Origin of the sequence: Allorhizocola rhizosphaerae (assembly GCF_003426775.1) — a bacterium.
Lineage (GTDB): Bacteria > Actinomycetota > Actinomycetes > Mycobacteriales > Micromonosporaceae > Allorhizocola > Allorhizocola rhizosphaerae.
The window spans coordinates 23,730-47,532 of sequence record NZ_QJUG01000042.1; the positions used below are offsets into that span (position 1 = coordinate 23,730).

25 protein-coding genes, 1 pseudogene and 1 riboswitch are annotated in these 23,803 nt (G+C 68.4%); of the genes and pseudogenes, 8 read left to right on the top strand and 18 right to left on the bottom strand.

Annotation, left to right across the window (positions count from 1 at the left end):
* Positions 1–77 precede the first annotated feature (77 nt).
* Entirely contained in the window at positions 78–2,276 is a 2,199-nt protein-coding gene (locus DM816_RS11500; protein ID WP_246001883.1) for a putative bifunctional diguanylate cyclase/phosphodiesterase, read from the bottom strand.
* Between the two features lie 134 nt (positions 2,277–2,410).
* On the opposite strand from DM816_RS11500, the gene ilvD reads away from it, so the two are divergent.
* The gene (gene ilvD / locus DM816_RS11505) at positions 2,411–4,240 is read left to right on the top strand and encodes a dihydroxy-acid dehydratase (RefSeq protein ID WP_117210159.1); all 1,830 of its coding nucleotides are present in this window, start codon (positions 2,411–2,413) and stop codon (positions 4,238–4,240) included.
* Between the two features lie 46 nt (positions 4,241–4,286).
* On the opposite strand, the gene DM816_RS45745 is transcribed toward ilvD, so the two are convergent.
* The 4 genes from DM816_RS45745 to DM816_RS11525 form a co-directional block, all read right to left on the bottom strand.
* Entirely contained in the window at positions 4,287–4,763 is a 477-nt protein-coding gene (locus DM816_RS45745) for an AAA family ATPase (RefSeq protein ID WP_211588644.1), read from the bottom strand.
* Positions 4,764–5,096: 333 nt separating this feature from the next.
* Complete coding sequence (locus DM816_RS11515; protein WP_117210160.1) at positions 5,097–6,494, bottom strand: ATP-binding protein; 1,398 nt, start codon at positions 6,492–6,494, stop codon at positions 5,097–5,099.
* 90 nt (positions 6,495–6,584) lie between these two features.
* Positions 6,585–7,112, bottom strand: a complete 528-nt coding sequence (locus DM816_RS11520; RefSeq protein ID WP_117210161.1) for a MauE/DoxX family redox-associated membrane protein — start codon at positions 7,110–7,112, stop codon at positions 6,585–6,587.
* Between the two features lie 103 nt (positions 7,113–7,215).
* Complete coding sequence (locus DM816_RS11525; RefSeq protein WP_117210162.1) at positions 7,216–7,785, bottom strand: thioredoxin family protein; 570 nt, start codon at positions 7,783–7,785, stop codon at positions 7,216–7,218.
* Between the two features lie 16 nt (positions 7,786–7,801).
* Positions 7,802–7,881, top strand: a riboswitch (ZMP/ZTP riboswitch).
* A gap of 23 nt (positions 7,882–7,904) precedes the next feature.
* Between DM816_RS11525 and DM816_RS11530 the strand changes: the two genes are divergently transcribed.
* Positions 7,905–9,170 (top strand): serine hydroxymethyltransferase, encoded by a 1,266-nt coding sequence (locus DM816_RS11530; RefSeq protein ID WP_117210163.1) that lies wholly within the window; start codon positions 7,905–7,907, stop codon positions 9,168–9,170.
* Positions 9,171–9,293: 123 nt separating this feature from the next.
* Positions 9,294–9,836 carry a hypothetical protein gene (locus tag DM816_RS11535; RefSeq protein ID WP_117210164.1) on the top strand — a complete coding sequence of 181 codons (543 nt, stop codon included), beginning with the start codon at positions 9,294–9,296 and terminating at the stop codon, positions 9,834–9,836.
* A gap of 468 nt (positions 9,837–10,304) precedes the next feature.
* Here the strand turns inward: DM816_RS11535 and DM816_RS11540 are convergent, their stop codons facing one another.
* The 8 genes and pseudogenes from DM816_RS11540 to DM816_RS11575 form a co-directional block, all read right to left on the bottom strand.
* Positions 10,305–10,757, bottom strand: coding sequence for a hypothetical protein (locus tag DM816_RS11540; RefSeq protein WP_117210165.1), 453 nt, complete (start codon positions 10,755–10,757; stop codon positions 10,305–10,307).
* Positions 10,748–12,079: a carboxypeptidase-like regulatory domain-containing protein gene (locus DM816_RS11545; RefSeq protein ID WP_117210166.1), complete on the bottom strand. Its 1,332-nt coding sequence runs from the start codon at positions 12,077–12,079 to the stop codon at positions 10,748–10,750. Before DM816_RS11545 ends, DM816_RS11540 begins: the two co-directional genes overlap by 10 nt.
* Before the next feature lie 115 nt (positions 12,080–12,194).
* On the bottom strand, positions 12,195–12,599 hold the full coding sequence (locus DM816_RS11550) for a hypothetical protein (protein ID WP_117210167.1): 405 nt from the start codon (positions 12,597–12,599) through the stop codon (positions 12,195–12,197).
* 125 nt (positions 12,600–12,724) lie between these two features.
* A complete protein-coding gene (locus DM816_RS45225) occupies positions 12,725–12,859 on the bottom strand; it encodes a hypothetical protein (protein ID WP_281274317.1) in 135 nt (44 codons plus the stop codon).
* A gap of 200 nt (positions 12,860–13,059) precedes the next feature.
* Positions 13,060–13,530: pseudogene (locus DM816_RS11560) on the bottom strand (MFS transporter); the annotation flags it as partial.
* Between the two features lies 1 nt (position 13,531).
* Positions 13,532–13,930, bottom strand: a complete 399-nt coding sequence (locus DM816_RS11565) for a PaaI family thioesterase (protein WP_117210168.1) — start codon at positions 13,928–13,930, stop codon at positions 13,532–13,534.
* 149 nt (positions 13,931–14,079) lie between these two features.
* On the bottom strand, positions 14,080–14,361 hold the full coding sequence (locus DM816_RS11570; RefSeq protein WP_117210169.1) for a ubiquitin-like small modifier protein 1: 282 nt from the start codon (positions 14,359–14,361) through the stop codon (positions 14,080–14,082).
* 64 nt (positions 14,362–14,425) lie between these two features.
* Complete coding sequence (locus DM816_RS11575; protein WP_117210170.1) at positions 14,426–15,514, bottom strand: WD40/YVTN/BNR-like repeat-containing protein; 1,089 nt, start codon at positions 15,512–15,514, stop codon at positions 14,426–14,428.
* 43 nt (positions 15,515–15,557) lie between these two features.
* Here DM816_RS11575 and DM816_RS11580 point away from each other — a divergent pair, with 43 nt between their 5' ends.
* The 4 genes from DM816_RS11580 (at position 15,558) to DM816_RS11595 (ending at position 18,124) form a co-directional block, all read left to right on the top strand.
* Entirely contained in the window at positions 15,558–15,950 is a 393-nt protein-coding gene (locus DM816_RS11580; protein WP_117210171.1) for a PH domain-containing protein, read from the top strand.
* 70 nt (positions 15,951–16,020) lie between these two features.
* Positions 16,021–16,320, top strand: coding sequence for an Asp-tRNA(Asn)/Glu-tRNA(Gln) amidotransferase subunit GatC (gene gatC, locus DM816_RS11585; RefSeq protein WP_117210172.1), 300 nt, complete (start codon positions 16,021–16,023; stop codon positions 16,318–16,320).
* Between the two features lie 2 nt (positions 16,321–16,322).
* Positions 16,323–17,789: an Asp-tRNA(Asn)/Glu-tRNA(Gln) amidotransferase subunit GatA gene (gatA, locus tag DM816_RS11590; protein WP_117210173.1), complete on the top strand. Its 1,467-nt coding sequence runs from the start codon at positions 16,323–16,325 to the stop codon at positions 17,787–17,789.
* Positions 17,790–17,794: 5 nt separating this feature from the next.
* The gene (locus DM816_RS11595) at positions 17,795–18,124 is read left to right on the top strand and encodes a hypothetical protein (protein WP_117210174.1); all 330 of its coding nucleotides are present in this window, start codon (positions 17,795–17,797) and stop codon (positions 18,122–18,124) included.
* Between the two features lie 94 nt (positions 18,125–18,218).
* On the opposite strand, the gene DM816_RS11600 is transcribed toward DM816_RS11595, so the two are convergent.
* A complete protein-coding gene (locus DM816_RS11600; protein ID WP_162907356.1) occupies positions 18,219–18,872 on the bottom strand; it encodes an MIP/aquaporin family protein in 654 nt (217 codons plus the stop codon).
* 110 nt (positions 18,873–18,982) lie between these two features.
* On the opposite strand from DM816_RS11600, the gene gatB reads away from it, so the two are divergent.
* On the top strand, positions 18,983–20,461 hold the full coding sequence (gene gatB, locus DM816_RS11605) for an Asp-tRNA(Asn)/Glu-tRNA(Gln) amidotransferase subunit GatB (protein ID WP_117210176.1): 1,479 nt from the start codon (positions 18,983–18,985) through the stop codon (positions 20,459–20,461).
* A 139-nt stretch (positions 20,462–20,600) separates the two neighbouring features.
* Here gatB and DM816_RS11610 read toward each other — a convergent pair whose 3' ends face one another.
* The 4 genes from DM816_RS11610 to DM816_RS11625 form a co-directional block, all read right to left on the bottom strand.
* Positions 20,601–21,179 (bottom strand): dihydrofolate reductase family protein, encoded by a 579-nt coding sequence (locus DM816_RS11610; RefSeq protein WP_117210177.1) that lies wholly within the window; start codon positions 21,177–21,179, stop codon positions 20,601–20,603.
* A gap of 30 nt (positions 21,180–21,209) precedes the next feature.
* Positions 21,210–22,109, bottom strand: a complete 900-nt coding sequence (locus tag DM816_RS11615) for an RNA polymerase subunit sigma-70 (RefSeq protein WP_117210178.1) — start codon at positions 22,107–22,109, stop codon at positions 21,210–21,212.
* Between the two features lie 78 nt (positions 22,110–22,187).
* Positions 22,188–22,721 carry a hypothetical protein gene (locus tag DM816_RS11620; RefSeq protein ID WP_117210179.1) on the bottom strand — a complete coding sequence of 178 codons (534 nt, stop codon included), beginning with the start codon at positions 22,719–22,721 and terminating at the stop codon, positions 22,188–22,190.
* A partial coding sequence (locus DM816_RS11625) for an MFS transporter (protein ID WP_162907357.1) occupies positions 22,711–23,803 on the bottom strand: 1,093 nt, incomplete at its 5' end. The genes DM816_RS11620 and DM816_RS11625, both read right to left, overlap by 11 nt.

Here is a 23,803-nt window from a genome sequence, read left to right on the forward strand (position 1 = left end):
AACGCGCGGACAGTGCCGCCTTAAGCCCCAGCCTTCCCTCACGATCTTGAAAGCGAAAAGCGTGCTTTCAAGATCGCTCAGTCCAGGCTGGGGCGCGGCACTGTGCTGGTCGCGATGGGCGGCATGGACACGAGCATCGCTTCGAGGTGCTCGGCGGGGACGCCGCGGCCGAACAGGAACCCCTGTCCATACGGGCAGCGCGCGTCCTCGACCACCCGACGGTGAGTCGGATCACCGATGCCCTCGGCGATCACCTGCAGGCCGAGCCGCTGCCCGATGCGCACGGCGACATCGACAAGATCCTGATCGGTGACCAGGCCCTGATCGATCTTGAGGATGTCGACCGGGATGTTGCGCAGCTGGCCCAGCGACGAATAGCCCGCGCCGAAGTCGTCGAGCGCGATCCGCACGCCGAGATTGCGCAGGCCTTCGAGCACCCGCTTGAACTCCTCGACATCGACGGCTATCGCATGCTCGGTGACCTCCAGCACCAGCCGCTGCGGCGGGACCCGGTGTGCCCGCAGGACCTCGCGGACGCGGGAGACGTACTCGGCGGTGTGCAGCTCGCGCGGCGACACATTGATTGAGACCCAGACGTCGTGCCCCTCGGCGATCCACAGCGACAGTTGCCGGCACGCGTGGTTGAGCACCCACGCCCCGAGGGCCTCGATCTGCCCGCTCTCCTCCGCGATGGGGATGAATTCATTGGGGGGTACTGAACCCAGCTCCGGATGGTTCCAGCGCAACAGTGCCTCGGCCCCGACCGGGCGCACCGCGGGCAGCGCGACGACCGGCTGGAAGGCAAGGAAGAACTCCTGTTTCTCTATGGCGTGGCGCAACTCGTGCTCGATCATGATGCGCCGGCGGATGGTCTTGTCGTAGGTCTCGTCGTAGAGCTCGACGCGGTTCTTGCCGTGGAACTTGGCCGCGCGCTGCGCGAGATCGGCGTTGCGCAGCAGCGAGTGGATGCTGTCGGCTGTCTTGCAGCCGGCCAGCCCGATACTCGCCGAGAGATAGATAGACCCTTTTGCTTGTTGGTACGGCCGCTGGAGCACGGCCAGCAGGCGTTCGGCCACCTTGAAGGCGTCGGCCGGCTTGCCCCACATGAGGACGGCGAACTCGTCGCCGCCCAGGCGCGCCGCCAGATCCCCCGGGCGCAGGTTGAGCCGCAACCGCTGGCCGACCTCGATGAGCACCGCGTCGCCGGCGTCGTGCCCCCGCACGTCATTGACGTTCTTAAAGCCGTCGAGGTCCAGGGTGAGCAGGACGCAGGGCGTGCCCGCGACCGCGTCCTGGTACATGGCGCGCAGCAGCCCGCGCCGGTTGGCCAGCCCGGTGAGCGGGTCGGTGTGGGCGAGCTCGCGGTAGTGCTGCTCGCTGACCGCCAGCCGCTCGTAGACGCGGCGCAGTTCGAGGAACGCGCAATATTGCCGGCCCACGAGGAAGAACCCGTTGCTGATCCCCACGATCGTGACGACCACGTCAATGCCGTCCTCGTAGGCGAAGCCGTACAGTGCCGCAGCCGAAACGGCGATCACGGGCATCAGCGCCATGGCCAGACCGGAGCTGGGCGACGAGCTTTCCGGGGCCGGTTCTCGTACCACCTTGATCGCACCGGTAGGCGCGGGGAGCTGGTTTCGCAGCCACATCCATCCACCGACCGGGATGAGGGCCGCACCGATCACGAGCAGGCCGGGAGCGCGGTAGCAGCCGGCCGCCGCCATGAGCGTCGCGCCGAAGCCGATCGAGACCACGCCGACGCTGCAACCGGCCACGCGCAGCCGTTCGATGCGCGCGCGGACGATGAGCACGATGCCCAGGCCGATCACCACCGAGCCGAGGCCGGAGGCGACCGTCACCGGGATGCAGGCGGCGTGCGTGGTCAGGTGGGGCGGCTTGTCGGGGCGCAACAGCGCGACCCACAGCGGCACGAAGATGCCCGAGGCGACGGTCAGTGATTCGAGGGTGAGGCGCAACCGGGCACCCGGCCCGGCCACGCGATCGCACAGCTCCAACAGCACTGCTATGAGCAGAAGCGAGGCGATCGAGGCGGGCGGTCCGAGCAGCCCACCGAGCGTGACCCCTCGGGATTGGCTCTCCTGCCAGCCGGCGTCCCACGAACGGGTGATGAACCAGGCCAGCGACGTCCCCCCGACCGTCAAAAGGAGCGCGCTCCCAAGCAGCCCTGCGCGTTTGCTGAACAATGCCCATGCCGTCGGCACGCCGGCGAGGAAACCGGTCGCTGCCGCGATGGCGAGGCCCGTCGGGAGGTCCACGGACTAACTCTGCACCACGTCAATACGCAATGCGAGACAGGATGTGCGACATCAACTTCTGCTGGGGTCTCATCAAGTGGACTTTGAGCGCGTGAACTGGGCAGGCTCGGGTTGTCGGTGACAGACTTGCGGGCATGCCAGTCTTGCGCTCCCGGACATCCACCCATGGTCGCACCATGGCCGGTGCGCGTGCCCTCTGGCGCGCGACCGGGATGACCGACTCCGATTTCGGCAAGCCCATCGTGGCGATCGCCAACAGCTACACGCAGTTCGTGCCCGGACATGTGCACCTAAAAAACCTAGGTGACTTGGTCTCCGAGGCGATCACCGAGGCGGGCGGCGTGGGGCGCGAGTTCAACACGATCGCCGTCGATGACGGGATCGCGATGGGCCACGGCGGCATGCTCTACTCGCTGCCGAGCCGCGAGCTGATCGCCGACGCGGTGGAATACATGGTCAACGCCCACTGCGCCGACGCGCTGGTGTGCATCTCCAACTGCGACAAGATCACGCCGGGCATGCTGCTCGCCGCGCTGCGCCTCAACATCCCCACGGTCTTCGTGTCCGGCGGGCCGATGGAGTCGGGCAAGGCGGTGGGCCGCAAGCTCGACCTCGTCGATGCGATGGTGGCGGCGTCAACCGAGTCCGTTTCGGACAGTGACCTCGACGCCATCGAGAAGGCCGCCTGCCCGACGTGCGGCTCATGCTCGGGCATGTTCACGGCCAACTCGATGAACTGCTTGACCGAGGCCATCGGGCTGGCGTTGCCCGGCAACGGTTCCACGCTGGCGACGCACGCCGCCCGCAAGGATCTGTTCGTCCAGGCGGGCACGCTCATCGTCGACCTGTGCAAGCGCTACTACGAGCACGACGACGAGTCGGTGCTGCCGCTGGCCATCGCCACCCGTGCCGCGTTCGAAAACGCCGTGGCGCTCGATGTCGCGATGGGCGGCTCGACCAACACTGTGCTGCACCTGCTGGCCGCGGCCCGCGAGGCGGGGCTCGACTTCGGCGTGGAAGACATCGACGCCATCTCGCGGCGGGTGCCGTGCGTGGCCAAGGTCGCGCCCAACAGCCAAAAATTCCACATGGAAGACGTGCACCGCGCGGGCGGCATCCCGGCCATCCTCGGCGAGCTCGACCGCGCCGGCCTGCTCAACCGCGAGGTCCACGCGGTCCACGCGCCGTCGCTCACGCAGTGGTTGGCGGAGTGGGACATCCGCGGCGGCAGCGCGTCATCGGTGGCGTTCGAGTTGTTCAAGGCCGCGCCCGGCGGCGTGCGGACCACCCAGCCGTTCAGCACCACCAACCAGTGGTCCACGTTGGACCTCGACGACGCCAACGGGTGCATCCACAGCGTCGCCAACGCCTACACCAAAGACGGCGGCCTCGCCATCCTGCACGGCAACCTGGCGCCCGAGGGCTGTGTGGTCAAGACCGCCGGCGTCCCCGACGATTGCCTCACGTTCACCGGCCCGGCTCGTGTCTTCGAGTCGCAGGAGGACGCGGTCTCCGCCATCCTCGCGGGCAAAATCGTCGCGGGCGACGTGGTCGTCATCCGCTACGAGGGCCCCAAGGGCGGTCCGGGCATGCAGGAGATGCTCTACCCCACCTCGTTCCTCAAGGGCCGTGGGTTGGGCCAGGCGTGCGCGCTCATCACCGATGGCCGGTTCTCGGGCGGGACGAGCGGCCTGTCCATCGGCCACATCTCGCCCGAAGCCGCGGGCGGCGGCCTGATCGCGCTCATCGAGGACGGCGACACCATCGCCATCGACATCCCGGCGCGCACCCTGACCCTCGACGTGCCACAGTCCACCCTGGACGAGCGGCGCATCGCCCAGGACAAGCGCGACCGCCCCTACACCCCGGTCGACCGCCAGCGCCCAGTGAGCGCGGCCCTGCGCGCCTACGCCAGCATGGCCACCTCCGCCAGCGACGGCGCCTACCGCCGCGTCCCCGACTAAGCCGGGCAGCCCCGACAACTCTGTTTGCGCCCCGGCAGCGCGCCTCTCACGCAGCCGCTGGGTGGGCCCAACCCACACGGGGCCCGCCTCGGCCGGCGCCCGCACGGCCGCTGCAGGCGACCTTCCACGCTGCCGAGGCAGGGGCCCCACTCGCACGGCCCATTTCGGCAGGCGCCCACACGGCCCCTTCGGTGGTCGGGCGGGCGGGCGCCGTCACCCTATGGGTGCAACCGCCACAGGCCACGCCACCCGGCTCACCGAGCCGGGCCGTGTGTTCGAGATCCGCGCCGTGTGCGAACACCGCATCGACGAGCCGATCCGGCTCGCCGCCGATCTCACCGTGCGAGAAGGGCCAGAGCTCGATGATCTCCATGCGGCGAGGCATGGCGTCGGGCAGCTGCCGCAGCGCCAACACACGTCCGGAACCAGTAAGCAGGAAGCGGCCCAGTCTGGGATCCAAGTCGACCGCCAGATTGATAGGCCGGAGCAATCCGGGCGCCAGCTGAATCTCATCGATAATCACCAGCCCTTCCTGATCGGCGAATCCGGCCGGTCGTCCAGGTCGGCCTGAAGGGTTGCCGGATCATCGAGCAGTCGCGTCGAGGTTTCATCCCGGCCGTGGCGAGTCCGGTAAGCGTGCTCTTCCCGGCCTGCCGCGCACCGTTGATCAGCACCACGCGAGTATCCTCCAGCGCCTCGGTGACAAGTTGCTGGGCACGACGGGGCCCGATGCCAGCGGCAGTGCTCACATGGTCATTACGCCCGCAACACACCATGATCAACGGTCAGTTGGCCGCCAGATTCGTGGGCAGTTGGTCGCTGCCTCATCGATAAGGTGGTGCGGTGTGGTCGCGGGTCAGCCGAAGATGTCAGCAGCCGTTACCACGAGCGTGTCGTCGTCGGTGTGGGTGACGGATTCGCGGGCGCACACGGCGTAACGCGGCTCACCGTCGACGGGTAGGCCGCACTCGGCGACCTTGCGCGCCAGCGATCGCACGACCCGGCGCCCGTCCTCCGATCTGGCCCACTTGGCCTCGCCCACGAGCGCCACCCGGCGGGACTGTCCCATGAGCGCGACGGCGTCCATCTCGCACGGATCCTCCTCCGGCCGCGCCCGCGTCTTCCAGAACCGTCCAATCTCGACGACGGGCTCCGGGAGTTCCAGCTCGTCCACCACGCGTACGAGGTGCGCCCGGAAGGCCTCCTCCCACCGGTCGCCCATGAACTGGTCGAACCGGTGCTCCATGTCGCGCACCACCTGCTTGCCGAGCCCCTGGGTGATGGCTGTGCGATGCGGCTCGACGACGCCGAGCCAGAAGGCCAGGAAGTTGTCCGCTACCCGGTAGAGCACCTTGCGGCTGTCGACCGTGGATCCCACCGGCGACATGCGCACCACGAGGTCGAGCTCCTGAGTGGCCTGCAGGACGCGGGTCGGGTCGGTGCCCAGCGCGTTTTTCAGCTCGGCGAAGCGCGCGTTGCCGCTCGCGATGGCGCGCAGAAGCCTGCCCGGCAACCGCTGCCGACCCCCGCCGGGGAAGTCCTCGGTGGACAACACCAGATCGCCCTCGTTGAGCAGCAGGGCCTGTTCGCTGCCGAACAGGCGGGCCAGGTTGCCGCGCAGGTCGTCTGCCGGGTCCCACAGGCTGAGGTAGAACGGCATGCCGCCGCAGACACCCCACGCCCGCGCCCGGTCGGCGGCTGCCATGCCGGGCAGCATTCTGGCGCTCTCATGTGGTGTGAACGGCTGCAACCGCAGCCGCAGCGTCGCCCGCCCGTAAAGCGGCGCACGCTCCTGCTGCAGCTGCTCCATGGTGCGGACTGCCGAGCCGCACAGCAGCAGCCTGAGTTTCGAGTCTCCCATGCGCTCCCAGATTGCCCGCAGCCCGCTGGCGAATGCCGGATCGGCGGCGAGCAGCTCCGGTACCTCATCGATGACAAAGAGCAGTGGCTCGCGGTCGGCGGCGGCGGCGAGGGTGTCGAAAAGGTCGTCCCAGTCCACGAACGGGCGCTGCGTCGGATCGCGCCGCCCGACCTTGATGACCCTGGCCACGGCGGCGCTGACCGCAGTGAGCTCCTGCGCGACCGGCCGGTTGCGGGCCACGTGGAAGACGCTGCGCCGCCCCGCCCCCCAATGGCTCAGCAAAAACGACTTGCCGACCCGGCGGCGCCCCCAGACGATGCCCAGTTGCGCGCCGGGCCGGCGCCACCAGTCGTCCAAGGCGGCGAGTTCGGCTTCGCGATTGGTGAAGGACATGTGCCGCACCCCCCGGCCAACGTAGGCTACGTGACATGTAGCCTACATGTCACGTAGCCTACATGTCACGTAGCCTACATGTCATGTAGCCTACGGACGGCTGGCGGGTTTGAAGAGGTACACGATGTCGTCAAGCATCACCACGAGGCCGCCGATAACCAGGCCGGCTACAGCGGGTGCCAGGGTGGCGGCGAGGTTCAACGGCCCGCCGGCCGAAAGCAAGCCCACCACCGCGACCGCGATGAGGAACGTGTTGCGTGCCACGTGATGCCAGCCCAGCGGCGCGGCCGTGCGGCCGAAGCACTGGCACGGCGCATTGTTCCCGCGCCGCAGCGAGAGCGCGATCGCCCCGGCGAACGCCGCCAGCACGACAGCGGCAAGGGCCAGGCCGATCCGCCCGGCTGTCCACAGTGGGGTGAGGACGAGGATGACGATGGCGATCTCGGCGGTAACGGAGGCGGCGGCGACGGGCCCGGCCCACCGGGACGGGATCACCTTCATGCGCCGCAACGATTGCACGAACGCCTGATAGGCCGAACCGCCGGAGAGCTTGCCCACCACCGCCGCCAGGAAGACCACACCGATCAAGATCCGGCATGCGACGGCGACGTATTCCATCGGATCACCTCCCCTGCAGCGCGGCTGCGCGTCGCAGGGGTGATGAAAGAGCCGGGGTACCGGAGCATCGCGGAGGAATTCGGCGCATGCCGGGACACTAACATCAATCGGGCTCGTTGCCTTGCCTCCATTTGATCGAGCAGCCGATGCTCGGGTAGTGCGGCTCGGGCACGGCCTTTCCGGCCAGCACGGCGTCGGCCGCCGCGCGCAGCGACTCTCCCGTCACCGGGACCGTCCCTTTTGGACGCGAGTCGTCGAACTGCCCGCGGTAAGCGAGCTTGCGCTGCGCGTCGTAGAGGAAGAAGTCGGGCGTGCACGCGGCCCGGTAGGCCAGCGCCACCTGCTGCGACTCGTCGTAGAGGTATTCGAACGGGAAGCCCGCCCGCTTGATCTGGTCCACGAGGCGCTCCGGTGCGTCCTCCGGATAGTTGATCACATCATTGGCGGAGATCGCGACCGTCGCCAGGCCACGCGCCTGATAGTCGGCGGCGAACTCGGCGAACCCGGACTCGACATGGCGGACATACGGGCAGTGGTTGGACAGGAAGGCGACAAGTAGAGCGGGCGCCTCCGCGAAATCGCTGAGCGACACGAGCGCGTTGGTGGTCACGGATGGGAGGGCGAAATCTGGGGCTGGGGAGCCAAGCTCCACCATGACTGAGTTCACGGCCATACGGTTAGTATCACGTTTGACGACGCGACTGGCGCATGGGTGGGGTTAACCACCGGGAAGCGAAACGTCCGCGCACCGCGCGCCTGGGTGCCGGCTTTGCGACAAGGTTGGAGCCAAGCATGCACGATCCCAAGCTGTCCCACCTGACAACGGCCGACCCAGCTCTCGCCGCGCTCATCGAGGGCGAAACCCAGCGGCAGCACGACAAGCTGCGCATGATCGCCTCCGAGAACTATGTCTCCGCGGCGGTGCTGGAGGCAACCGGTACCGTATTGACGAATAAATATTCCGAGGGCTACCCGGGCAAGCGCTACTACGAGGGCCAGCAGTTCGTCGATCAGATCGAGACGCTGACCATCGAGCGCGCGAAGGCGCTGTTCGGCACGGACCACGCCAACGTACAGACGTATTCGGGCTCGCCCGCCAACCTTGCGATCTATCTGGCGTTCCTGTCGCCGGGCGACACCGTCATGACCATGTCGCTGGCGCACGGCGGTCACCTGACGCATGGCTCGCCCGTGTCCATCACCGGCAAGTGGTTCAATCCGGTGCACTACGGGGTGGAGCGCGAGACCGGCCGCGTGGACATGAACAAGGTGCGCGAACTGGCCCTGGCCGAGCGGCCGAAAATGATTATCTGTGGGGGTACGGCCATCCCGCGCACCATCGACTTCCCGGCCTTCGCCGAGATCGCCCAGGAGGTGGGCGCGATCCTGATGGCCGACATCGCCCACATCGCGGGCCTGATCGTTGGCGGGGCGCACCCGTCGCCGGTCGGATTCGCCGACGTGATCACGACCACCACGCACAAGACCCTGCGCGGCCCGCGCGGCGCGATGGCCATGGCCAAGGCGGAGTACGCGACGGTCGTCGACAAGGCCGTGTTCCCCGGGCTGCAGGGCGGCCCGCACAACCACACCACGGCCGGCATCGCGGTCGCGCTGCACGAGGCGGCCCAGCCATCGTTCAAGGACTATGCCGCGCAGGTGGTTGCCAACTCCAAGGCGCTGGCCGCGGCGCTCGTCGAGCACGGGTTCGACCTGGTGTCGGGCGGCACGGACAACCACCTGATCCTGTCCGACCTGACCAACAAGGGCATCGGCGGCAAGCCCGCGGCCAAGGCGCTCGACGCGGCCGGGATCGAGCTCAACTTCAACGGCGTGCCGTTCGACACGCGGCGCCCGTTCGACCCGTCCGGCATCCGGCTCGGCACGGCCGCCCTGACCACACGCGGCCTCACCGAACAGCACATGCCGCAGGTCGCCGCGTGGATGGACCAGGCCATCGAGGCGGCCGTCAAGGAGGACGAGGCCGCATACGCGCGCATCGCCGGCGAGGTCAAGGACCTGCTCGACGGCTTCCCGATGCCGGGCCACGCCCTGTAATTCCGCGGCGGTTGAGGTTGATCACGAAGCGTTCATCCTCAACCGCGCCAAACCGCGGCTTCGCCTGAAGAAACCAGACCCACACGGCCACAGGGCAGGCGTCCGACCGCCTAGTCTGGTCGCATGACCTTGACGCTTGCCGCGGCCGAGCGCCTGTGGGAGCGGCTGCGGGTGCCGGTCGAGGGTGGGCTCACGGCCGCGGAGCTGCGCCGTGTCGAGCAGACGTTCGAGTTCAAGTTCAACCCCGACCATTGCTCGCTGCTGTCGGCGGGCCTTCCGGTGGGCGGGCGGTGGCCCAACTGGCGCGAGCCGGAGTCGGTGCGCGACCGCCTGGACGAGCCGATCGACGGGGTGATCTTCGATGTGGAGGAGAACGGCTTCTGGTTCAAGGGGTGGGGTGCGCGGCCGCAGGGCACTGCCGAGGCGGTGCGGGCCGCGCGGCGGGAGCTCAAGCGCGCGCCGCGGCTGGTACCCATATATGGCCATAGGTTTGCTCCGGCCCTGCCGCAATTCGGCCTTCCGGTCTTATCGGTGGTCCAGACGGATGTCGTCGTCTATGGGCAGGATCTTGTCGACTATCTGATTCGGGAGTTCGGCGGTGGCACGCAAACCCCCGATCAGGCCGGGCCGGTGCAGCATGTGCCCTTCTGGAGCGAACTGACGTAAATGCGTCGGCACCATCGCTTCGACACATGGCAATATCACACTGCCTGCATGCCTCAGATCTCCTTGCCCAGACGCAATCTTCTGGTATCGGGTCGAGCGCGTGGGATCCGTATTCGAGCGCATACGTGCCAGGCGCGTACGGCAATTTCCTCATCGCCGAGATGGACACGGGCGGCGCGCTCGTCGCGAGCGCCCCGGCCCCACACCGCGTTCATCAACCAGAACGCGGTGTAGGGCATGGGCGGACGCGCACCCGGTTTCGCCCGCTCGGGCGGCATGCCCGGCACGGCCAGCCTTGCCGTCTCGCGAGGAGACGGCATCGACTGGGTTTTACATCTCAATTCGATCGATGGGCGCGGACACCGAATGGAACCAGCTTTCCAGCGATCTGACCACCGCCATCGACGCCGCCGGGTTCTAAAACTCAGAAGCGACCGCTCACTAATCGTCTGCTCGGTAATCGACCGCTCAGTAATCGACCGTGATCGTTCTGGATCCGCTCGCCGGGATCCAGAACGGTTGCGCGTCAAGGAAATCATCCCCGCCGACCCAGCGCTGCTCCCCATCCCTCGGCGTGATGAGCAGCTTGACCAGTTGCGGGCCGACCAGACCCATGGTCACACTGTCGCCCGGTAGGCCGCCCGCGCCGCCCATGAAATCGCCGGTGATGGCGTTGAGCGCGACGATCGAGTCGATCCCCGCCGGCACGCCTCGCACCTTGACCGTCACGGCGACCGCCGGGCGGAAGCGGAAGTCGAACGTCGTGGTGGCACCGGCATTCACCTTGACGGCACGCGCAAGATGCCGATTGCCCACCTGGCCGCTCCACTGCGACGCCTGGTCCCACGCATTGAACAGCAGCGGCCAATCATAAGGGCCGAGGAAATCTATCGTGTACCGGCCATCGGCCGTCACCGGCACGCCGAGTTCATTCCCGCGAAGGGATGACCCACGAGCACGCCGACCCGGCCGTTGCGCGGGAGCTGACCGTCCGGTGTGGACACCTGGCCGGTGATGGTGCCGGGGCGATCGAGCCGGATGACCGGGCCGGCAACGGTTTGGCCCGTGCCGACACGGACGGATTGGGCCAGCAGCTGCCGTCCCGTGCCGCCGTCCGCGCCCACCCATTGCGAGCCGTAGTCGGGCGAGGTGCCGAATCGGGGTTTGGTGGCGAACAGCTGATACGTGCCGGCGTGCAGCCAGCCGATGCGCAGATTGCCTGACTCGTCGGTGAGCTCACCGCAGAGGCTGTCCGGTACCACAGCGTCGGTCAAAGTCATGGCGGCGACGCAGAAGTTGGGCACCGGAGCGCCGGTCGCGGCGTCGACCACTCGCACGGTGATAAACGATTGCGGCTCAAGTGCGGCCGCCAAGTGACCCTGCTGGCCCGCGGTGAGCGTGACCCGCGTCCGCGACTGGAAGTAGCCCTCGGCGAACACCTCGGCCTCATGCGTGCCGGCCTGAATGCCGTCGATCACCAACTCGCTGGTATCAGTGGACTCGTACCTCTGCCCGATGGACACGTTGAAGGAGGTCAGCCGTGCGCCGGTGTGCGAATCGGTCGCCGTCACGCGCACGCTGGTGCGGGCAAGCGCCGTGTCGTTGACGGTCGTCGTCGTGTTCGGCGCGACCGTCACCACGTCGGCTGTCGCCACGCCCACCTTGCCGTAGGCGTGCTGCGAGATCACATTCCCGTGGGAGAAATGGACCTGGTACCGGCTGGCGAACACCCCGTCGATGCGCCAACTGCCGTTGGCGTCGGTCTGGGTGCCGGGGAACGATTCCCCGTCCAGATCACGGACGCTGACCCGGGCGCCGGCGAGCGGCGACCCGTCGAAGTCCACGAACCTGCCCGCGAGGTTTCCCTGCGGCAACAGCGTCTCGTTCACCACCGTGGCTTCGCCCTCGCGCACGGCGAACACTTGGGCGAGCCGGTTGAACCGCTGCTGCGGCACGTATTGGCGCACGCTCGCGACCGGCTCCACCATAATCGTGTAGTCGCCGGCAGGGACCGCGCTGAACGCGTAGGTGCCGTCGCTGCTCGTGCTCCCCCTGAGCCAGGGTCCACCGGCGCGTTGCGCGGTAACCGCGATGTTGCCCGCGGGCTCGCCGGTGTGCGTCACCACCCGCCCGGTCAAGCTGCCGGAGGCCGATGCCGCGTGCGCTGTCGCCGCCGCAGTGGTTGCGGCGGCCAGCGCGAGCACTGCCAGCAGCGCCAACGGTCGCCATGTCTGTCGGATCATCCCATCCGTCCTTCATCGAGTCACGAAGGCGGGTCTCCCCCCGCTATCCATCGACGCGAATGGTAGTAATGCTCGGCAACCATTGGCTCGCTGCGCATTCAGGAATCCACGAGGGTTAGTTGTTCCCCATGATGTTCACCAGGAACGAGCCGCAGCAGCACAGCACGATCACGGCCGCGAGCACGCCGTACAGAACATACGCGGCCGTCAGGCCCGGGTGCTTCTGCGGCTCGAACCCGATCGCGCCGCTGCCGAACGCCCACACCGGCGCCGAGTAGTGAATCGTCGGCGCGAACTGAGTGTTGTCAACGACAATCGTGGCCGAGCCGAACTTCCACAGATACGGCACCCAGATCTCGATCTGGTGCGTGCCGAGCGGGGCGGGAATCGCGTTCTCGCCCCACTTGAGGGCGATCTGATGCCCGTTGATAGTGGCCTTCGGCGAAAACAGCGCCAGCATGAAGGCCATCCAGTGATACTTCGTGAAAATACGCAGGTATCCACTTTGAGGGGTAGTCACGACCCAGGATCATAGCGGTGTGAGCAACCCTCAGCCGCATACCATCACCGCCACGGGCGCCCTGTTCAGTTCACCGGATGGACATCCCCTGCTCGTCAAGCCCGTCTATAAGGACGGATGAGGGCTCACAGGATGGCGTGAACTGTGGTCGCGTGCAACCGCCGCGTGATATCGGCGAACGCCAGCGACTTGCCCAACTTCGTCAACCGCGCCGTCACCGACACATCCTTGCCGAACACCGGCCCCTGGAACGTCGTCATTGGACCAGGCCCGCGGTCGCTGCCGTCATCATCGCCTGCCAACAATGTGTATGCCGTTGAGGACAGCAGTTGGGTTTCGTCGTGGTTCAGTGCACGAGGCGCCCGCTGGGCCAACGAGTGCGAGGCACCGCCCGCTCAGCCGCTAGAGCGGGTTCCGCCCGGCGCGTAGGTGCTCGACCGGGCGGAACCCATTGGCTGAGTCAGGCGGCTGATGCCTGACGCAGCGGTCGCCAGGCCGCGATGACGATGAGCGCCATCACGGCGGCGGCGATCCCAGAATGGGGTGGTGAGTCCCCAGGTGCGGGCCAGCGTGCCACCGAGGAGTGACCCGATGGCCGCGCCGCCGAGATCGAGCAGCGAGTAGACGCTGCCGACCCGGCCGAGCAGGTGGTTGGGTACGACGCGTTGGCGCAGAGTCACCAAGATGACGCCCCAGACCATGGTGTGCATCCCGAAGACGATCAAGATGCCGCAGCGACGAGGGGTTCCGTCGTGATCGCCAGGGTCGTGTGGGTGATGACCTCGACGACGAGACCGGCGCGGAGCAGGGCGCCGGCCTCGAAAATCCTTTGCAGCCGCGGCGCGATGAGGGTGCCGAGTAGCCCGCCGACGGCGAAGGTGGTTAGCAGAAAGCCGTAGCCGACGCCGGACAGGCCCAGCCGTTGCCCGGCGTCACAGGATGGCGTAAACCGTGGTCGCGTGGGCAACCACCGCCTCACCCGCCATGAGCGTGATATCGGCGAACGCCAGCGACTTGCCCGACTTCGTCAACCGCGCCGTCACCAACACATCCTTGCCGAACACCGGCCGCTGGAACGTCGTCGACAACTGCACCGTCGTCATGGGACCAAACCCACCACGCGCCGCGCTGATCGCAATGACTGTCGCCGTGTCGGCCGCCGCCATCATCGCCTGCCCGCACATCGCCCCACCTTCCCGTGCGAGCCGATCCGACCACGGCAACCGCAGCACCGCAAAATCCGCCCCGGTCTCCTCCACGGTCAGCCCCAACTCCTGCACCCACGGCGCGAAGTTGTCCTTCAGAATCGCGTTTCCGTCAATCTCACCCATGCCCAGCCCTCTCCCTCACCGGCACCCACCCAACCACAAAGCCGCAACCCCTCACTATCCTGCAGTCAACTCGCCGGCCCGGCGACCGAAATGCTCGGCTGCCGCGCGGTTGGCGGCCCGACGGCTGAGGTGCAAGGCGGCGGCGGGTTTCAGCCCCCGGCCACTGAGGGAATCACTTGCACCTCAGCACCGTCGGTGACCCCCGCCTCTTGCCCACCGAGCGCGCGCACATCTTCACCGTCGACGTAAACGTTCACGAACCGCCGCAGCTCCCCCTGCTCGTCCCGAATCCGCCGCCCCAGCCTGGGCCAGCGCCGCTCCAGCTCGTCGAGCACATCCCGAAGCGACCCGCCTCCCGCCTCGACCTCGACCCGTGCCGCACCGTCCACTTCGGACCGAAGCGCGCTCGGCACGAGCACCTGCACGCTCATGCCGATGCCTCCGCAAACTCAGGTATCACTCGGCTCCGCACGATCCGCTCGGGCAAGCCCTCGCTCATAGCGCGACCGCGCGCAGGCACAGCACATCGGGCAGGTGGGCCGCGACCTGTGCCCAGCTCTCGCCCTCGTCGGCGCTCGCGAACACCTCGCCCGTGCGGCTGCCGAAGTAGACCCCGACCGGATCGGCGTTGTCCACGCACATCGCGTCGCGCAGCACGGTCGCGTAGAACGGCGCCGTCGGCAGCCCGTAGGACTGCGCCTGCCACGTCTTGCCCGCGTCGTCGCTGCGAAACACCTGGCACTTGTTGTCGACCGGGAAGCGGGAGCTGTCGGCCTGCAACGGGAAGTTCCAAATCGTGCCGGGCCGGCGCGGGTGGGCGACGATCGGGAACCCGAAGTCGCTGGGCAGCCCGTCGGCGATCGACTGCCACGTCTGCCCGTCGTCGTCGGACCGGTAGACCCCGTGGTGGTTTTGGGCGTAGAGCCGCTCGGGGTCGCCCGCGTCGCGGGTCACCTTGTGCACGCACTGCCCGAACTCCGGGAACTGGTCGGGCATGAAGTAGGCCTTGATCCCCGTGTTGCCGGGCGCCCACGTGGCACCGCCGTCGGTCGTGCGGTAGACCCCGCCGGTGGACATGGCCACGACGACCCGCTGCGGGTCGGTCGGGTGCGGCAGGATGGTGTGGATTGCCTGCCCACCGAACCCGGCGCCCCACTGCGGCCGGTGCGGGTGGTCCCACAGCGCGCGCACGAGCTCGAAACTGGAGCCACCGTTGGTCGAGCGGAACAACGCGGACGGCTGGCTGCCCGCCCACACCACGCCCGGCTCGCTGGCCGGACCGGGCTGCAACGCCCACACCCGGGTCAGCGTGGTCTCGGTGTCTTTGGGGAATGCGACGGGCGCCTCCTCCGGCTCACGCCAGCAGCCGCCAAGGTCGTCGCTGACCGCGACGCTTGGGCCGAAGTGGGAGCTGTCGATGCCTGCGAGCAGGCGGGGCGTGGCACCGTCACGCTGGTCGATGCCGACCGCGTAGACCGCGGTCATCGGGAAGTGCGGGACGCTGATCTGCCAAGCGTCGCCGACCCGGTCTCGCCGGGCCAGAAACAGCCCTTTAGCTGTGCCAATCATCAGTAGGACGGTCACGGCCTCAGTATGTACCCGGGGTACGACATGAGACACTCGTACGGTGATCCGGTTCCGCTACCACGCCGCCGTCGCGGTCACCGCCCTGCTGGCCGTGATCGGCTCGACGCCCTTCCTGTTCGAGGGGATCCTCGCGCTGCGCGAGGGTCGCGGGCTGCCGGGTCTGCTGGTCCTCGTGACACTGGTCCCGCTCGTGGTCGCGATTTGGGCGTGGCGGGCGGGCACCGACGCCAACGAATATGGCATCCGGGTCAGGGCGCTGGTGGGCCGCCGGATCGTGCCGTGGACCGAGGTGAGCGCGCTCGTGCCCGACGAGAAGGGCCGCACGCGGGCGGTCCTGCACAGCGGAGCGGCCGTCCCGCTGACCGCCGTCAAACCGAGCGATCTCCCGAGGCTCGCGCAGTGCCGCGCCGCCGCTTCCCCGCAGCGATCTTGAGTCCGCGGCGGGCTTACGGAGACACAGCCCGCGCGAAGGCTGTCACACCCGCCCAATAGACTGTCGAGCCATGGCTGCTATCTCGCGCGATGAGGTCGCGCACCTGGCGCGGCTGGCCCGGCTCGCCGTCACCGAGCAGGAGTTGGACCTCTTCGCCGGCCAGCTTGACTCGATCCTCCAGGCGGTCGCCCGCGTGGGTGAGGTCGTCGCCGACGACATCCCGCCGACGTCGCATTCCGTGCCGTTGGTCAATGTCCTGCGCGACGACGTCGAGGCCCCGTGCCTGACCCCCGCCGAGGCGCTGGCCGGTGCGCCCGATCCGTTCGAGGGCCGGTTCCGTGTGCCTCAGATCCTGGCCGAGGAGGAGTGAGCATGATCAAGGAGACCGCCGCCGCGCTCGGCGCGAAGATTGCCGCGGGTGAGATCACCTCGGTGCAGGCGACGCAGGCCCACCTCGACCGGATCAGCGAGGTCGATGGCCGGGTGCACGCGTTCCTCCACGTCGATCCCGAGGGCGCCCTGCGGGCCGCGGCCGCGATCGACGCCCGCATCGCCAACGGAGAGCAGCTTGGGCCGCTCGCCGGCGTGCCCATCGCGGTCAAAGATGTCATTGCCACCAAGGGCATGCCGACCACCGCGGGCTCGAAGATCCTCGAAGGCTGGCGTCCGCCCTATGACGCGACGCTGACGACCCGGCTGCGCGAAGCGGGCCTGGTCATCCTCGGCAAGACCAACATGGATGAGTTCGCCATGGGCTCGTCCACCGAATACTCAGCCTACGGGCCGACCTACAACCCTTGGGATTTAACCCGCATCCCGGGTGGTTCCGGTGGTGGCTCGGCCGCGGCGCTGGCGGCCTATGAGGCTCCCCTTTCCATCGGCACCGACACGGGCGGCTCAATCCGCCAGCCGGGCGCGGTGACCGGGACCGTCGGCGCGAAGCCCACCTACGGCGGCACCTCGCGCTACGGGCTGATCGCGTTTTCGTCCTCTTTGGACACACCCGGCCCGTGCGCGCGCACCGTCGAAGACACGGCGCTATTGCACTCGGTGATCGCCGGGCACGACCCGATGGACTCCACGTCCATCCCGCAGCCCGTGCCTGATGTGGTCGGCGCGGCCCGGCGCGGCGCCGCCGGTGACCTGAGCGGGGTGCGCATCGGGCTGGTGCGCGAGTTCACCGGCGAGGGCGCCGAGCCGGGCGTGATGTCGGTGTTCCGCGACGCCGTCGAGTCGCTGACCAAGCTCGGCGCGGAGATCGTCGAGATCTCGTGCCCGCACTTCCTCTACGCACTCCCGGCCTATTACCTCATCGCGCCGAGCGAGTGCTCGTCCAACCTGGCCCGGTTCGACGGTGTCCGGTTTGGACTGCGGGTGGGCGATGACGGCTCGCGCTCGCTGGAGGAGGTCATGTCGGTCACGCGTGAGGCCGGCTTCGGCCCGGAGGTGAAGCGGCGCATCATCGTTGGCACATATGCGCTTTCCAGCGGCTACTACGACGCCTACTACGGCCAGGCGCAGAAGGTGCGCACGCTGATCACCCGCGACTTCACCGCCGCCTTCGAGCAGGTCGACGTCATCGTGTCGCCCACGACGCCGTTTGTCGCGTTCCCACTGGGTTCGCGGACCTCAGATCCGTACCAGATGTATCTTGCAGATCTCTACACCATCCCGACCAACCTGTACGGTGGGCCGGCCATTTCCGTCCCATGTGGACTGTCCGAGGGCCTGCCGGTCGGGCTGCAGATCATGGCGCCGACCATGGCTGACGACCGGATGTATCGGGTGGGCGCCGCCGTCGAGTCCGTCGTCGGCACCCTGACCCCGCCTGCGCTGTAGCGGCCATGGCCGACGTGACGCTCGGCCTGGCCTCGGGGCCGGGCGAGTCGACGGTGCTGTCGGTCAAGCTGCAGATGCCGGCGTGGGAGCTCAACCTGCGGGCCACGCCCGAGGAGCTGGCCGGTCTGCGCGCGATCCGGGGGTCGGATTGGGCAGCGCGGCGAAGCCTTCACATCGGGCAGTCGGCCGGCTCGCCGGTGCACTGGGCGATGGCCGAGGCTGGCACCGCCGCGGTCATGGTCGGTGCCGACGACGAAACATGGGACTTCGCCGTCATGGTCCCGCTCGCGAGCGTCGACCGGATCGTCGCCGCGGTGGCAGCCGGCGAATGGTGACCGCTTGACAGGCGGGCGCGCCGAAACCGGAAACGCGCCGACAGCAAGCGGTTGGTGACCGCGCCCGCTCGGCATAGGCAGGCGCGGTTCATGCTCACCTACGGGCGGCGGCCGGGCGCCACAGCGGGAACAGGAGCCCGGCGAGGGCCGCCCCCAGGATGCCCGAAACGGCATACACCCAGAGTTTGCCGAACCCTGCCCAGTCGACGGCTTCGCCCGCGAACAGCATCACCACCTCGGGGCCGAAGCTGCGGGCGAAGTTCAGCGAGGCCGCCGAAACCGCCGCGATCGCGAGCGTTCCGGCGGCGAGCGCCATGCCCTGGCCGAGACCGAGAGCCAGGCCGGGGCCGTCCGCGAGGCCGAAGACCACGCAGCACAGCAGGAACACCCCGAGCGCCTCGGCGATGAGGGGCGCGGCGAACTGCACGCCGCTGAGATCGGCGGCGGGCCTGGTTACGCCCAGGCTGCGGCTGACGCCGTCACCGCCAAGCACCGCCCAGACCAGCAGCGCGCCGACGACGCCGCCCACCAGCTGCGCGACGATGATGGCGAGGGCGCCAAGCCAGTCGAGCACGCCTCGAATCGCGCTGGCCAGCGTGATCCATGGGTTGAAGTGACCCCCGAAGATCCAGAAAAGCACGGGGATGGTCACGAACACGGCGATCGCCGCGACGAGCGTGTCCGGACTGGTGATGACGGCCCCAACGATGAAGAACACGAGCAGGGCCGTGCCGATAGCCTCTCCCACCAGGCGAGGCATTGTTGCGGAACCCATACAAATCAGCATGCGCCTATGTGATGTCCTCGTAAAGGGCCTCCCTTGACGGGCACTAAGCTATGGGCGTGAGGACGGTTGCGATGTTGAGCTTCGATGATGTGGTTGCCCGGTTCGAGCCGGTGATCGGCCTGGAGACCCATGTCGAGCTGGGCACGCGGACGAAAATGTTCTGCGGCTGCCCGACGATGTTCGGCGCGGAGCCCAACACCCAGATCTGCCCGGTGTGCCTGGGCCTGCCGGGCAGCCTGCCGGTGGCCAACAGGGCCGCGATCGAGGCCACGATCCGCATCGGGCTCGCGCTCAACTGCACCATCGCGACCTGGTGCCGGTTCGCCCGGAAGAACTACTTCTACCCCGACATGCCGAAGAACTTCCAGATCAGTCAATACGACGAGCCCCTGTGCGTCGATGGATACCTCGACGTGGAGGTGGATGGTGTCACACACCGCATCGGCATCGAGCGTGTCCACCTGGAGGAAGACACGGGCAAGACGCTGCACGTGGGCGGCGCGACCGGGCGCATCCACGGCGCCACCGAGTCGCTTGTGGACTACAACCGCGCGGGCATCCCGCTGGTCGAGATCGTGACCAAGCCCGTGCCGGGGACCGGCGCGCTCGCTCCTGCCGTCGCAAAGGCCTATGTGACCGAGCTGCGCGATGTCATCCGCACCCTCGGCGTCTCCGATGTCCGCATGGAGCAGGGCTCGCTGCGCTGCGACGTCAACACGTCGCTCAACCGTCCGGGCGGCGACTGGGGCACCCGCACCGAGACCAAAAACGTCAACTCGCTGCGCAGTGTCGAGCGGGCCGTGCGCTCCGAGATGATCCGCCAGGGCAACGTGCTGGAGACGGGCGGCACGATCATCCAGGAGACGCGCCACTTCCACGAGGACACCGGCGACACGACTCCCGGCCGTTCCAAGGAAACAGCGACCGACTACAGATATTTTCCAGAGCCCGATCTGGTGCCGCTTGCGCCCGACGCCGAGTGGGTGGCCTCGCTCAAGGCGGCCCTGCCCGAGCTGCCCCGCGTGCACCGCCAGCGCCTCCAGCAGGACTGGGGTCTGTCCGATCTGGACATGCAGTCGATCCTCAACGCCGGCGCGGTCGAACTCATCGAGCAGACCGTGGCCGCGGGTGCCTCGCCCGAGGCGGCCCGCAAGTGGTGGCTCGGCGAGCTTTCCCGGCGCGCCAACGAGTCCGGTGTCGAGCTCGCGTCGATCGGCGCCACCCCGGCCCAGGTCGCGCAGCTGCAGGCGCTGGTCGACGCGGGCAAGCTGACCGACAAGCTGGCCCGGCAGGTGCTTGAGGGCGTGCTCGCGGGCGAGGGCGACCCGGCCGCCATCATGGCCGCGCGCGGCCTGGAGGTCGTGTCCGACACGGGCGCCCTGACCTCCGCCATCGACGAGGCCATCGCCGCGCACCCCGATGTCGCCGAGAAGATCCGGGGCGGCAACCACGCCGCCGCCGGGGTCCTCATCGGCGCGGTCATGAAGGCCACGCGCGGGCAGGCCGACGCCAAGACCGTGCGCGAGCTGGTCCTGCAGCGCCTCAGCTGACCAGCCGATCGAGACCGCTCCCCACCCGCCACTGTCCAATGTGGCGGATGGTGGGCGGTTTTCGTTCCCCGGCGCCGGACGGACCATGACCACGCCGCCGGCGGGGCATGCGGCCCCGCCGGTGCCGCCGCGGGTGAGGTCAGCGCGGCGCGTATCGGCTCAGCACGAGCTGCGACCCGGCAAGCACACGGGCATCGAGCAGCCGCAGCGGTACCTCCGGGTGCCCCTCAAACATCGGGATGCCCGCACCCAACAGGGATGGGCCCACCATCAGGTGCAGCTCGTCGACCAGGCCGGCCGCGAGCAGGCCGTTCCACACGATGTGGCTGCCGAACACCAGGATGTCCTTGCCCTGCTCCCGCTTCAGGGCGGCCACGTGTTCGTGGGCATCCGCGCGGCCCACGATGGTGGTGTTGGTCCACGGCGCGGTCCGGTCCCGGGTGAGCGTGTCGGAGATGACCACCTTGGGCATCGCGCCGTTGAGCCGCGAGATTTCGCGCTCGACCTCGGGCCGGTTCGGGTCATCGGCGACCGGCGGCCAGTAGTCCTTGAACCCGTCGAACGACTTGCGCCCAAGCAGCAGAGTGTCCGCCGCGCGCAGCCGTTCGACGACGTAGTGGTCGAACGCGGGATCGAACGGCATGGCCATCACGTTGTCGCCCGGCCCCGAGTAGTACCCGTCCACAGAAATGATGTTGGTGACGATGAGCTTACGCATGTTGGTGTAGAGACACGCCCGGCCGCGGACTCATCGCACCGCGGCAAACTTTTTGCGGACGTCCGGGTCGATGAACGCGCTGATCCGGGTGATCTTGCCGGCGCGCAGGCTGAGCACATTCACCGCGCTCACCTCGCCCTCGCCGCCTCCCTGATAGCAGACAAACCCGAGCTGCGCGTTGATTGATGCAGGCCGAAGTCTCCACGGCGTGGCGAAGACGCGCTCGGCGAAGAAGCGGGCGACCATGTCGCGCCCGGCAAACCAGGCGGGCAGCGGCGGCATGGTGAACCGCGCGTCGTCGGCGAGCAGACCGACCAGACTGTCCACATCGGAGCTTTCCCACGCCGTGACGAACGCGCGCACCAGCTCCCGCTGCCCGGCGTCGCCGAGCGCGGCGAGCTCGGCCTGCTGGCTGACCGGCGGCACCCGCTCGTGCACGGTCTTTCGCGCCCGCTGCAGCGCGCTGTTGACCGACACCGGCGTGGTGTCCAGCAGTTGCGCCACCTCGGCCGCCGAGAACTCCAGCACGTCGCGAAGGATGAGCACCGCCCGCTGGTTGGCCGGCAGGTGCTGCAGCGCCGCCACGAACGCCAGCTCCACGCTCTCCCGCCGCTCGAAGGAGGGGAACGGTTCGAGCCATGCCTGCCCGACGGCCGGCTCACCGAGGTCGTCCACCCGATTCCACGGCGGCCCGTAATCCGGTGTCTCGATGCGTTTCTTGCCGAGCCGGATGCACGCGTGGGTGGCGATCCGGTACAGCCACGTGCGCAGCGAGCTGCGGCCCTCGAACGAGTCCAGCCCACGCCACGCGCTGATGAGCGTCTCCTGCACCGCGTCCTCGGCGTCCTGCAGGCTGCCGAGCATGCGGTAGCAGTGGGCGGTCAGCTCGCCGCGATACCGCTCCAGCTCGTCAAATGTCGTCGTGCTCATCGCTCCTATTGTTCCAGCAGAGCGGGCCTATGATCGTCAAGGCGGCGCGATATCCGCTCGTGCCGACAGATTTTGCCGTCAATCGCACGGCGGCAGGTCTTTGGCGTGGTCGGGCAGGTCGATCGGGGCGCCGACCCGTTCCTCCCACTGCTGGCCGTCGACGGTGGCGCGCAGGATGAGCGAGACGTCCGCCCCCGACGGTGGCGCGCAGCGGACCTTGAATCGCACCACGACATGGGTGACTTCACCGGGCGCGAGCTCGACCGGGAACGGCCGCGCAGGGCTCTCGAAGATGAAGTCCACCAACAACAACGTCGGACCCTGGATCCATCCCGACGAATCCGGTTCGCCGGTGGGCGGCAGGCCGTCGAGGCGGGCTGCGTCGAGGAGCACGGGCCGGTCGTGGTGGTTGCGGATGAGCGTCCCGAGGGCAAACCGATGCCCGCCATCCTCCGCGCGGCCGCCCCATCCGTCCCCGCCGTCGCGGCGCAGCGGACCGGACCCGTTGGCGTAGCGGTCATAAAGCCAGAATCCAGCCGGTACGCTGCCGCAGCACAGCAGCACGCCGAGGCAGACGGCTCCGACCAGGTGCCAGGCTCGCTTACGCGACATCGCGCCGCCGTCCCAGGAGTAGCGCGACGATCGCGCCGAGGGCGCAAATGACCGCCGTGGCAAGGAAAATCTCGCGATACTCGGCGCGCAGAGCCGCCTCAAGCGCGAGGCGATAGGCGGCAACCTGACGCTCGAACTCCTGCGGCGTGACGCCGAACGGCAGTGGTGTGGGCAGATCCTTGGTGAACTCCTGGAACCGGTGCAGCCCCCAAGCCGACAGCGCCGCGACCCCGATGAGCATGCCCATCATGCGGGCCACGACGACGGCCGCCGACGCGATGCCGTGCTGTGCCGCGGGCACGACGCGCAGCACGATGGCCGACAGCGGCGCGATCACCAGGCCCAGCCCGAGCCCGGCGACGATCAGGTCAACATCCAAAGCGGACACCCCGAGCGCCCCCGCAATGCGCCAGTATGCAAACCCGGCCAGCAGCATGCCCACCACAGTAAGCACGGTCTCGCCCGCAAACCGGATCAGCAGCCCGCCGATGATGGCCCCCACGGGCAGCGCCACCAGGAAGCGGGTGAGCAGCAGCGTGCCGCCCATGGAATCCTTGCCAAGCAACGTCTGCGCGACCAACTGCACGTCCACGAGCGTGACCATCAACGCCGCGCCCGCGCAGAAGCTCGCGGCCAGCGACGCGATGAACGGTCGCATGTGGACACCGGTCGGGTCCATCAACCGCGTGCGGGCACGCGACTCCCAGAACAGAAACACGACGAACGCCACGCCGCCTGCGACGAGGAACGGCACACCCCACGACGGCAGCACCGACGTCTCCGGAGACGGGTTGTGCAGCCCGATGACGAGCAGCGCCAGCGCGACCGCCAGCAACAGCCCACCGACCACACCCACTCGCGGCGCCTGCTGCGCGCGGTGCTCGGCCGGCCCGGCGGGCACAAGCTCGCGGTCGTCCGCGGCGGCCGACAGGCCGGGGTGAGGCACCTGCGCCCGGTGTGGGGGCACGAGCCGCCACACGGCGATGGCCGCGAGCAACGCGAGCGGGATGTTGAGCCAGAAGATGCCGCGCCAGCCGATCAGCGCGGCCACGCCCGCACCGAACAGCGGCCCGAGCACCGCG